The sequence below is a fragment of the Stenotrophomonas maltophilia group sp. LNF247 genome, from assembly GCF_054083135.1.
Map to the genome: position 1 here is coordinate 1 of NZ_JBSRQL010000012.1, position 11,626 is coordinate 11,626.

Below are 11,626 nucleotides of genomic sequence, written 5' to 3' on the forward strand. Positions count from 1 at the left end.
TCCGCCCCTTCCATGTCCGCTCCCGCTTCCGCCGCACCGCGTCGCTGGTTCGTCGCCGGCGACTTCAACGGCTTCTTCGGCCTGGTCGTCGACAACCTCTCCATCCTCGGCTTCATCGCCATGGCCCTGGTCGGGATCTTCCAGTTCCCCGCCGACGTGGTGTTCGGCCGCATGTTCCCCGGCACGGCCTTCGGCGTGCTGATCGGCAACCTGCTGTACACCCTGATGGCACGCCGGCTCGCCGCGCGTACCGGCCGTGACGACGTCACCGCCATGCCGCTCGGCCTGGATGCCCCGACCAGCATCGGCATGGCCCTGCTGGTGCTTGGCCCGGCCTTCATCGCTTTCAAGCAGCAGGGCATGGACCCGCACGCGGCGGGCATCGCCACCTGGCAGCTGGGCATGGCCGCGCTGGTCATCATGGGCGTGCTCAAGTTCGTGCTGTCGTTCTTCGGTGAAGCGGTCACCCGCGCCCTGCCGCGTGCCGCGCTGCTGGGTTCCATCGCCGGCATCGCGCTGGTGCTGATGGGCCTGCTGCCGCTGCTGGAAACGCTGCGCTCGCCGCTGGTCGGCTTCACCACGCTGGGCCTGCTGCTGTACGTGCTGATCGCCAAGGGCAAACTGCCGGTGCGTGGCCCGGGCGTGCTGCTGGCCTTCGTGTTCGGCACCGTGCTGTATTACGGCCTCGGCCTGGCCGGGCTGGGCGCGCCGGGCTTCCATGTGCCGGCGTGGGTGCCGCCGCAGGTGGTGCTGCCGCTGCCGACGCTGGGCTTTCTCGACGGCCTGCCCACCGCGATGACCTACCTGCCGCTGCTGCTGCCGTTCGGCCTGCTGATGGTGGTCGGTGGCATCAACGTATCCGAAAGCGCGCGTGCGGCCGGCGATGACTACCGCACCCGCGACATCCTGCTGGTGGAAGCGGTGGCCACGCTGGTGGCCGGTGTCTGCGGCGGCGTGGCGCAGACCACGCCTTACATCGGCCAGCCGGCGTACAAGCACATGGGCGCGCGCAGCGGTTACACGCTGCTGACGGGCCTGTTCGTCGGCATCGGCGGCATGCTCGGCATCATCTCCGGGCTGGTGCAGTGGTTGCCGCTGGCGGTGCTGGCACCGATCATCGTGTACGTGGCCATCGACATCACCACGCAGGCGTTCCAGGCCACGCCGCGCCACCATGCCGGCGCGATGGTGCTCGGTTTCCTGCCGTCGGTGGCCTACCTGCTGGCGATCAAGGCACCCGGCTGGATCGCACCGGATCAGCTGGCGCAGCTGCTGACCAAGCTCGACGGCCACGGCCTGCCGGAGCTGGCGGTGATCTTCACTCTCGGCAACGGCTTCATCATCACCTCGATGCTGTGGATTTCGGCGGTGGCGGCGATGGTCGATGGCCGCCTGCGCCGTGCCTGCGGGTTCCTGCTGGTGGCTGCGCTGCTGACACTGTTCGGGCTGATCCACTCGGTGGATCCGAGCGGCGGCATCTACCTGCCGTGGGACCTGGAAGGATTGGCGCGCATCATCAGTTTGCAGTTTGCCGGCGCCTACGTGGCCCTGGCGGTGCTGCTGGGCCTGCTGTCGCTGCAGAAGCAGCCGGTGCAACCGCTGGCTGATCGCACCGATCATTGACCGGTGACGCCGGGCATGGCCCGGCGCTACCGCTCCTTCCACTTCTGGTGCTCTGTAGAGCCCAGCCTGCGCTCGGCTGCTCTGAGCCGAGCATGGCTCGGCCCTACAGGGGCGTGTTGCAGGCGGCGAATGATCACAGCGCGCTCTGCCGGCCAGGGCCGGCACTACCGTTCGGCGTCCAGCTCCGGGTAGTGGCGGAAGATGCCATTCGTGTTGAACGCCAGACGTCGTTCCGAGGCCAGATAGGCGGCGATGTTCGGCCGCTTCGCCACCCGCGCCTGCAGCGCGCGCAGCAGGGGCAGGGTCGGCGCCAGTGCCTGCATGCGGCGTGGAAACATGTAGTCCAGCCCACTCAGTAGCTGGAACAGCGACAGATCCACGTAGGAATGCTCGCGCAGTGCATGGCGGCCACCGTTGGCGGCCAGCACCCGTTCGAAGTAGCCCAGGAACTTCGGCAGGCGCTCGCTGCGCAGCGACGCGGCACGTGCCTTGGCCTCGGTCTTCTGCGCTTCGTAGTACTTCGATGCGGCAATCGGATGGTGGGTGTCGTGCACCTCGGCCACCAGGTCGGCGATGGTCAGCTGCAGTTGCAGCGCCTGCATCCGCCGCGAGGCCGCCTGTGGCACCAGGTCCAGCGTCGGGCCGAGGAAATCCAGGATCGCCGCGACCTGCGCGATGACCTGGCGGCCGGCCTTCAGGAACGGCGGTGCAAAGGGCTGTGGCCCGTCACTGCTGCCATCCAGGAATGGCTGCATCACCGCATCGCCGTGCACCCGCGCCATGTCGATGTAGTCGGCGCCGGCATCTTCCAGCGCCAGTCGCACGAACTCGCCCCGGCCCTGGATGCCGGTCCAGTAGTACAGCGCGTACTGCATGGCAGTGTCTCCGCAGGACAAGGCCCCCAGCCTCGCGCGCGGCATGCAAAGCAGGCGTGAGCGCGGTTCTGGTGCAGGGCGAACCCGAACGGCAGCGGAACCGGTGGGGAACCGGCTGGAACCGGTGGGGTCACACCTTCTCCATGCGTGTGAAACGAGGTGCTGCATCATGCAGAGTGCAAAGGCGGTATGGCCCTGGGTGCTGGGTGTGGTGGTGATCGGCGGCGCGGGCGGTTGGTTGTTCCGGGATCAGCTGAAGCACTTGGCAGATGGTGTTTCGGTGCCGGTGCAGTCAACTGCCGTCAGTACCAGCGCAGCGCCACAACCGCAGGCGGCCGCGGAACCCGCGCCAGCACCACCGTCGATCAGGCATCCGCTGGATACCGAGGCCGCCGCTGATCCGGCACTGCCGAAGCTGGCTGACAGCGATACGGCTGCCTGGGGTGCATTGAGCCAGCTGTTCCAGGGCGAAGGGCCGCTGACCCTGCTGCTGCGCGATCACCTGATCCAGCGCCTGGTCACCCAGGTCGACAACCTGGACAGGCCCAGCGTGCCGCCCACTGCGCTGGCCGCACGGCCGCTGCCGGGCAACCTCCAGGTCGAGCCCGGCGAAGGCGGTGATCGCACCGCCGCCAGCAACGCGGCGCGCTATGCGCCCTATGTGCAGGCCTTCACCGCGCTGGATCCGGCAGCAACGGCAACGGCCTACAAGCGCTTCTATCCGTTGATCCAGCAGGCCTACGTCGACCTGGGCCGGCCCGACGGATATTTCAATGATCGCCTGGTCGCGGTGATCGACCATCTGCTTGATACCCCGGAACTGGCCCAGGCGCCTCTGGTGCAGCGCGATGAGCGCGGCCGTTACCGCTTCGTCGATCCCACCCTGCAGTCACGCTCGATCGGGCAGAAGGCCCTGCTACGCATGGATCCTGCACAGGCGCGGGCGATCAAGCAGCAGCTGCGGGCGATCCGCAGCGCGATCACCCGCTGAGCCCGTCCACCGTGCCGAACTGATCGGGATCAACGCGCCGACCACACCCGTTCCGGCATGCTGGCCGCAGGCTGACTGGCCCCGGGGTGCAGTCGCAGCCACCCTTGAAACGGGGTGGGGCAACCGCATCTTCCCAGCATCGCCGGCGCGGGCCGGCCCTGATGACCGATGAGGATTCGCAATGCGGATGGACAAGCTCACCTCGCGTTTCCAGCAGGCGCTGGCAGACGCACAGTCGCTGGCCGTGGGCCGCGACAACAGCATCATCGAACCGGTTCACCTGTTCAGCGCGCTGCTGGACCAGCAGGGCGGCAGCACGCGCCCGCTGCTGGCCCAGGCCGGGGTGAACGTGCCGGTGCTGCGCGAGCGCCTGACCGAGGCGCTGGATGCACTGCCGAAGGTGTCCGGCCAGGCCGGCAACGTCTCGATGGGCAATGACCTGGGGCGCCTGCTGAACCAGACCGACAAGCTGGCCCAGCAGCACGGCGATGCCTTCATTGCCAGCGAGTGGTTCGTGCTCGCGGCGCTGGAAGACGGCGGCACGCTGGGCATGGCGCTGCGCGCCGCCGGTGCCGACAAGACCCGCCTGCAGGCTGCGATCGACAAGCTGCGTGGCGGCGAGAACGTGCAGTCGGAGAATGCCGAGGAACAGCGGCAAGCGCTGGAGAAGTACACCATCGACCTGACCGCGCGTGCCGAGAGCGGCAAGCTCGATCCGGTGATCGGCCGTGACGAGGAAATCCGCCGCACGATCCAGGTGCTGCAGCGCCGGACCAAGAACAACCCGGTGCTGATCGGCGAACCCGGCGTGGGCAAGACCGCAATCGTGGAAGGGCTCGCCCAGCGCATCATCAATGACGAAGTGCCCGAAGGCCTGCGCGGCAAGCGCGTGCTGTCGCTGGACATGGGCGCGCTGATCGCCGGCGCCAAGTTCCGCGGTGAATTCGAGGAGCGCCTGAAGGGCGTGCTCAACGACCTGGCCAAGAACGAAGGACAGATCATCCTGTTCATCGACGAGCTGCACACCATGGTCGGCGCCGGCAAGGCTGATGGCGCGATGGATGCCGGCAACATGCTGAAGCCAGCGCTGGCGCGCGGCGAGCTGCACTGCATCGGCGCCACCACGCTGGACGAATACCGCAAGTACATCGAGAAGGACGCTGCGCTGGAGCGCCGCTTCCAGAAGGTGTTCGTCGGCGAACCCACGGTGGAGGACACCATCGCGATCCTGCGCGGGCTGAAGGAAAAGTACGCCGTGCACCACGGTGTGGAAATCACCGACCCGGCCATCGTGGCTGCAGCCACGCTGTCCAACCGCTACATCACCGACCGCCAGCTGCCGGACAAGGCCATCGACCTGATGGACGAAGCCGCTTCGCGCCTGCGCATGGAGATCGACTCCAAGCCGGAGGAGCTGGATCGCCTGGAACGCCGGGTGATCCAGCTGAAGATCCAGCGCGAGATGCTGAAAAAGGAGAAGGACGAAGCCTCGCGGCAGCGCCTGGCCGATCTGGAGAAGGACATCGATGCGCTGGAGCGCGAGTTCTCCGATCTCAATGAAATCTGGAAGTCGGAGAAGGCCGCGCTGCAGGGCGCAACCAAGATCAAGGAACAGGTCGAGCAGGCCAAGCTGGAGCTGGAAGGCGCGCAGCGCCGCCAGGATTTCGCCAAGATGAGCGAGATCCAGTACGGCCTGTTGCCACAACTGGAAAAGCAGCTGGCTGCGGCCCAGGAAGCCGAGCACAAGGACTTCAAGCTGGTGCAGGACCGCGTGACCGACGAGGAGATTGCCGAAGTCGTATCGCGCTGGACCGGCATCCCGGTCAACAAGATGCTCGAAGGCGAGCGCGACAAGCTGTTGCGCATGGAAGAGGTGCTGCACAACCGCGTGGTCGGCCAGGAAGAAGCGATCAAGGTCGTCTCCGATGCGGTACGCCGCTCGCGTGCCGGCCTGTCCGATCCGAATCGTCCGGCCGGCTCGTTCCTGTTCCTCGGCCCGACCGGCGTCGGCAAGACCGAGCTGTGCAAGTCGCTGGCCGAGTTCCTGTTCGACAGTGCCGACGCGATGATCCGCATCGACATGAGCGAGTTCATGGAAAAGCACAGCGTCGCCCGCCTGATCGGTGCGCCCCCGGGCTACGTCGGCTACGAGGAAGGCGGTTACCTGACCGAGGCCGTGCGTCGTCGCCCGTATTCGCTGATCCTGCTCGATGAGGTGGAGAAGGCGCATCCGGATGTGTTCAACATCCTGCTGCAGGTGCTGGACGATGGCCGCCTGACCGATGGACAGGGCCGTACCGTGGACTTCCGCAACACCGTCATCGTGATGACCTCGAACCTGGGCTCGCACCAGATCCAGGACATGAGCGCCGACGACAGTCCGGAGGCCTACACGCAGATGAAGGCGGCGGTGATGGGCGTGGTACAGGCGCACTTCCGGCCGGAGTTCATCAACCGCCTGGACGACATCGTGGTGTTCCACCCGCTGGACAAGCAGCAGATCAAGCAGATCGCGCGCATCCAGATGCGAGGGCTGGAGAAGCGGCTGGCCGAGCGTGGGTTGAAGCTGGCGGTCTCCGATGCGGCGTTCGACCTGCTCGGCAACGTCGGCTTCGATCCGGTGTATGGCGCGCGCCCGTTGAAGCGTGCAATCCAGTCGCAGCTGGAGAATCCGCTGGCACAGCAGATCCTGTCGGGTGCTTTCGTCAACGGCGACACCATCGAAGTCGGAAACGACGGCGGCCGCCTGGTGTTCGCCAAGGCCTGAACCGGTGGCGCGCCTGCCATGGCTGGCGCGCCACCAAAGCCTCAGCAAGGCACAATAATCCCGTTTTACTTTCGCAAGGACGAGGAGAACCGCATGGACGTTACCCGCAGGGTTTCACTCTGCGTGGCGCTGGCGCTCGCTGCAGTTGCTGGACACGCCGCAGCCGTCGAACAGGTCCAGCTGCCGCCGATGAAGGGTTACCAGCAGGCCCACCAGAGCACCGACGCACAAGGCAACCGCATCACCGAGTACGTGCCGCAGGGCCAGACCGTGCAGGACTGGACCGACCTGGTCACCGTCAACGATGCGCCGAACAGTGGCCATGTGAGTCCGCGCGAGTTCCTCGGCATCATCGAGGCGGGGTGGCGCATGGCCTGTCCGGCTGCGCAGAGCCACTGGATCCGCGAAGGCGAGGAGGGCGGACGGCCATTCGCGCTGCTGATGCTCAGTTGCCCGCTGAACCCCGGCACCGGCAAACCGGAGTTCACCTGGATCAAGGGCATGCAGGGCAGGCAGGGCTTCCACACCGTGCAGAAGTCGTTCCGCGCCGAACCGGAGAAGGACGACGTCGTGCAGTGGATCGGCTGGCTGCGCGAGGTTGGCTTGTGCGGCAGCGGCGACGCCCCGGCCTGCCGCTGATCGCAGCAGAAGAGGGCGCCCAGCGGCGCCCTTCATGCATCAGAAGCGGTGCGTATAGCCGCTCATCAAGCCGAACTGGTTCGCCTTCTGCACGATCGGGCTGTCGGCGGCATCACCGAGCAGGCGCGTGCCTTCGGCCGAGATGTACCAGTTGCCGTTGCGGCCCACGCGGTGGCTCCACTTCAGGCCGACACCGGCACTGACCAGGCCGGCCTTTGGCTTGTGCTCGGCAAAGCCGGTACGCGCAGCCTGTTCCGGGCTGACGCCGTACCAGGTCTGCATGTAACCGCGGTTGCCGTAGTCGGTGGACACGCTGCCGCTGACCACGCCGCCGGCCAGGTCGAACAGCGGCATGCTCAGGTTCAAGTGCACCTGCTGGGTGGCCAGGCCGTTCTCGGCCTTGTCCTCGTCTTTGCGGGTGAACTGCCAGGAGCCGCTCAGCACGGCTTCGCCCAGCGTATAACCAGCCGAGACGCCGACCAGGGGACGGGTATCGATATCACCCATGCCGCGCAGGAAGTCGGAACCGCCGAGCAGCGAGTCCTTTTCCTTGCGGATGCCGCTGGCGCCGACATACGCGCGCACGCGGGTGTGCTCGCCGATGGAGGTGCCCCAGCCAATGCCACTGGTGCCCAGAAACCATCCACCCGGCGAGGTGACATCAAAGGACAACGACGGCGTCGCACGATACTCCTCGCTGCCGCTGTAGCGCGGCGCCACGCCACCGCCGGCAGCGAGCTCGAAGGTCCAGTGGTCATCCCTGGCGTGGGCGATCGGTGCGGCGAACAGCGGCAACAGGGCCAGGTGGAGCAGGGCGGGGGAACGGCGAAGCTGGGACATGGAAACTCTCGACAATGGGAGGAAAGCAGCGCGCGCATCCGGCGAGTGCTGCAGGGTCGCTAGCGTGGCGATACGCCGGCGACCGATCCGTCCGCAGTTGTGCGGGAGTTGTAATCAACTGTAATTGCGCCCGTGGGCGTTCAGCTGGCAGCCAGCGGCCAGTGCATTTCCAGGCGTGCGCCGCCCAGCGTGGCGCGGCTGATGCGCAGCTCGCCGCCGTGGCGGGCGGCGATGCGGCTGACAATGGCCAGGCCCAGGCCGAAGCCCCCGGTGTCGCGGCTGCGGCTGTCGTCCAGGCGGGTGAATGGACGCATCACCTTCTCCCGATCGGCTTCGGCGATGCCGGGGCCATCGTCATCCACGCGCAGGCAGGCGCGGCCGCCGACACCGACCAGCGAGACTTCCACCTGCGAGCGCGCATGGCGCAGCGCATTGCCGACCAGATTGCTGAGTGCCAGCTGCAGCAGGCGTGGTTCGGCATCCACCCGTGGCAACGCACTGGGCTGCACGCGCAGTACCACCCCGGCACGTTCGGCATCACGGCGCGCATCGGCCAGGCAGGCCTGCAGCCAGTCATTGGCTTCGATACGCTGCATCGGTTCGCCTTCGCTGGGGTGCTCCAGGCGCTCATACGCCAGCAGTTCGCTGACCAGCCGGTTGAGTTCGGCCAGATCGCCGTGCAGCCCCTGTGCCAGCCGTGCACGGCGTTCGTGATCGTCGCTGTCCTGCATCAGGTCCAGGCCGAAGGCCACGCGCGCGATCGGCGTGCGCAGCTCATGCGAGATCGCATGGGTCAGGTCGCGCTGGCGCTGCACCAGTTCGGCCACGCGTGCCGCCATGCGGTTGGAGTGGTCGACGATGACCCGGATCTGCGAGCGTGGCGAGACCTGCGCACGTGCCTGCAGATCGCCAGCGCCGATGCGGTCGGCGTGCAGGCGCAGCGCTTCCAGGTCGCGCCAGAGCAGGCGCACCCACGCGTACAGGCTGGCGCCCACCAGCAGCAGGATGCTGAGGTAGGCGGCGATGGTCATGTACGTCGTCATCTGCACCGCGCCAGGCAGGCGCAGGTGCAGCCAGCGGCCATCGCTGCCCTCGATGGGCAGCAGGACCTGCTGGTATTGATCGCGCACGATGAAACCATCGGCCTTCACGGCCACCTGTTCCTGCGCGTCGAGTGCTGGAGGTTTGTCGAGCAGGGTCAGGGCGATGCCGTAGTGTGGCTGCCACTGCTGCAGGCGCTCACGCTGCTGGTCGGCATCCAGGCCGGCCAGGCCACTGCGCAGGGCGTACACCTGCCCGCGCACCTGCTGGACGAAGACGCGATCCTGCACGGGCGTGTAGATGCCGTCCAGGATGTGGTTGAGGAAGAACACCGACACCAGGAAGCAGGCACCCGTGATAAACCACAACCACAGGAACAGCCGCTTCATGCCGTCCAGGCCGACGGATTGAACTGGTAGCCGCGGCCCCACACGGTCTTGATCCGCCGCGGCTCGCGCGCATCATCGCCGAGCTTGCGGCGCAGCTTGCCGATGCTGACATCGACACTGCGGTCCAGGCCGTCAAAGCCGATGCCGCGCACCGCCTGCAGGATATGGTCGCGCGACAGGATCTGCCCCGGCTGGCTGGCCAGCAGCCACAGGATCTCGAATTCCGTGGTGCCCAGCTCGACCGGCTGACCGTGCAGGTGCACTTCGCGCTGCATGCGGTCGATCAGCAGTTCGCCATGCATCAGACGGCTGGGTGTGCCGGTGTTGCTGCTGCCATGGCGGCGGCGCAGCAGGGCGCGCAGGCGGGCCAGCAGCAGGCGCGGCTCGATCGGTTTGTGCACATAGTCATCGGCGCCCGATTCCAGGCCCAGCACCTGCTCGATGTCGTCTTCGCAGGCGGTCAGCATCAGGATCGGCACGTCGGAGAAACTGCGGATCTGCCGGCACACGTCGATGCCGCAGAGGCCGGGCAGCATCAGGTCCAGTACCACCAGCTCGGGCGCATGCTGGCGGCAGGCGGCGCCGGCCAGGTCGCCGCGGGCCACATGCTGCACGGCGAAACCATGTTCGTGGAGATAGTCGCTGACCAGTTCGGCCAGGCGACGGTCGTCCTCCACCAGCAGGACCTGCGTCGGAGTACCGTTGGCGGTTGGTGTCCAGGGGGATGGCTGCATGCGCGTGGGGCCTCCGTGCCCGGGCAGGAGCGCCCGGCGGCGAAGCCTATCAACGCCCCGTGACCGCTGCCTGAATCGCGGCCAACCTGATAACCCCCGGTATGGGCGTCATCGCCAGCAGCTTTCAGCGGCGGGCGACGGCTGGCCTATGGTGGCGGTTTCCCCGGATGGAGCCTGGCCCGATGAGCGACCCGCAGTGGCAACTGGAAACCCTGGCCGTGCACGGCGGCTACCGTCCCGACCCGACCACCCGCGCGGTGGCGGTGCCGATCTACCAGACGGTGGCGTATGCCTTCGATGACACCCAGCATGGCGCCGACCTGTTCGACCTGAAGGTGCCCGGCAACATCTATACCCGCATCATGAACCCCACCACCGACGTACTGGAGCAGCGCCTGGCTGCGCTGGAAGGCGGCATCGGTGCGCTGGCGCTGGCCTCGGGGCAGGCCGCGATCACCTATGCCATCCAGACCATTGCAGAGGCCGGGGACAACATCGTCGCCTCCAGCGCGCTGTATGGCGGCAGCCTCAACCTGCTGGCGCACACGCTGCCGCAGTACGGCATCCAGGCGCGCTTTGCTGATCCGGCTGATCCTTCTGCGTTCGCCGCGCTGATCGACGAGCGCACCAAGGCGGTGTTCGTCGAATCCATCGGCAACCCGCGTGGCAACGTCACCGACATCGCCGCCATCGCCGAGGTCGCGCATGCCCCTGGCGTGCCCCTGATCGTCGACAACACCGTGGCCACGCCGTTCCTGCTGCGCCCATTCGAGCACGGCGCCGACATCGTGGTGCATTCGCTGACCAAGTACCTGGGCGGCCACGGCACCAGCCTCGGCGGTGCCATCATCGACTCCGGCCGCTTCGACTGGGCGGCGCAGCCGAAGCGTTTCGCCCGCCTCAACCAACCCGACCCCAGTTACCACGGCGTGGTCTATACCGAAGCACTGGGGCCGGCGGCCTACATCGGGCGCGCGCGGGTGGTCCCGCTGCGCAATACCGGTGCCGCGTTGTCGCCGTTCAATGCGTTCCTGATCCTGCAGGGCATCGAGACCCTGGCCCTGCGCATGGAACGCATCAACGCCAATGCACTGGCCGTCGCGCAGTTCCTGAAGGCGCACGACAAGGTCGCCTGGGTGCGTTACGCCGGACTGGCCGACGACCCCGAGCACGCCGCCGCGCAGCGCTATCTGGGTGGGCACGGCTCGGGCGTGCTGACCTTCGGCCTGCCGGGCGGGCGCGAGGCAGGCGCACGTTTCCTTGACGCGCTGAAATTGTTCACCCGCCTGGTCAACCTGGGCGATGCGAAGTCACTGGCCACCCATCCGGCCTCGACCACCCACCGCCAGTTGGATGCGGCGGAACTGGCCAAGGCCGGCGTCAGCGAAGACACCGTGCGGCTGTCGATCGGCATCGAGCACATCGGCGACCTGCGCGCCGACCTGGAGCAGGCCCTGGCCGCCGCCTGATAGCCGCGCGCTTGGTGCATATCGCCACAGGCGATCACCACCGGTGGCGCGATGCGCTACGGTGGAACTGCCTCTCCAAGGCGTGGCAACGTGGCGATCCAGATCCCCGGTCGATGCGGGTCGACCGGGGATCTTTTTTGTTTCCGGGGTCAGATCCGTTTTCCTGTGGAAAACGGATCTGACCCATGCGCCGACGTGTCGACCCAGGGCGGCACCTACCAGAGCAGAACGCCGTTCCGACAGATCGCAGGAATCTGT

At 67.1% G+C, this 11,626-nt stretch carries 9 protein-coding genes; 5 read left to right on the forward strand and 4 right to left on the reverse strand.

From position 1 onward, the window contains the following. The first annotated feature begins 12 nt into the window (after positions 1–12). Positions 13–1,623, forward strand: coding sequence for a hypothetical protein (locus ACTXG9_RS12840; RefSeq protein WP_456115851.1), 1,611 nt, complete (start codon positions 13–15; stop codon positions 1,621–1,623). Between the two features lie 164 nt (positions 1,624–1,787). On the opposite strand, the gene ACTXG9_RS12845 is transcribed toward ACTXG9_RS12840, so the two are convergent. Beyond that, a complete protein-coding gene (locus ACTXG9_RS12845) occupies positions 1,788–2,498 on the reverse strand; it encodes a glutathione S-transferase (protein WP_024957830.1) in 711 nt (236 codons plus the stop codon). 169 nt (positions 2,499–2,667) lie between these two features. Between ACTXG9_RS12845 and ACTXG9_RS12850 the strand changes: the two genes are divergently transcribed. The 3 genes from ACTXG9_RS12850 to ACTXG9_RS12860 all read left to right on the forward strand — a co-directional run bounded on the left by ACTXG9_RS12850 (position 2,668) and on the right by ACTXG9_RS12860 (position 6,895). Next, a complete protein-coding gene (locus tag ACTXG9_RS12850; protein WP_021204730.1) occupies positions 2,668–3,489 on the forward strand; it encodes a DUF3014 domain-containing protein in 822 nt (273 codons plus the stop codon). Between the two features lie 181 nt (positions 3,490–3,670). Then, positions 3,671–6,256, forward strand: coding sequence for an ATP-dependent chaperone ClpB (clpB, locus tag ACTXG9_RS12855; protein ID WP_456115852.1), 2,586 nt, complete (start codon positions 3,671–3,673; stop codon positions 6,254–6,256). Positions 6,257–6,349: 93 nt separating this feature from the next. Continuing rightward, entirely contained in the window at positions 6,350–6,895 is a 546-nt protein-coding gene (locus ACTXG9_RS12860) for a hypothetical protein (protein WP_456115853.1), read from the forward strand. Between the two features lie 39 nt (positions 6,896–6,934). On the opposite strand, the gene ACTXG9_RS12865 is transcribed toward ACTXG9_RS12860, so the two are convergent. The 3 genes from ACTXG9_RS12865 to ACTXG9_RS12875 form a co-directional block, all read right to left on the reverse strand. Next, the gene (locus ACTXG9_RS12865) at positions 6,935–7,735 is read right to left on the reverse strand and encodes a MipA/OmpV family protein (protein WP_021204727.1); all 801 of its coding nucleotides are present in this window, start codon (positions 7,733–7,735) and stop codon (positions 6,935–6,937) included. A 140-nt stretch (positions 7,736–7,875) separates the two neighbouring features. Continuing rightward, complete coding sequence (locus ACTXG9_RS12870) at positions 7,876–9,165, reverse strand: ATP-binding protein (protein WP_456115854.1); 1,290 nt, start codon at positions 9,163–9,165, stop codon at positions 7,876–7,878. Next, on the reverse strand, positions 9,162–9,899 hold the full coding sequence (locus tag ACTXG9_RS12875; protein ID WP_456115855.1) for a winged helix-turn-helix domain-containing protein: 738 nt from the start codon (positions 9,897–9,899) through the stop codon (positions 9,162–9,164). The genes ACTXG9_RS12870 and ACTXG9_RS12875 overlap by 4 nt, the downstream gene beginning before the upstream one ends. Positions 9,900–10,081: 182 nt before the next feature. Here ACTXG9_RS12875 and ACTXG9_RS12880 point away from each other — a divergent pair, with 182 nt between their 5' ends. Next, positions 10,082–11,368, forward strand: a complete 1,287-nt coding sequence (locus ACTXG9_RS12880) for an O-acetylhomoserine aminocarboxypropyltransferase/cysteine synthase family protein (RefSeq protein WP_288040779.1) — start codon at positions 10,082–10,084, stop codon at positions 11,366–11,368. The last annotated feature ends 258 nt before the right edge of the window (positions 11,369–11,626 follow it).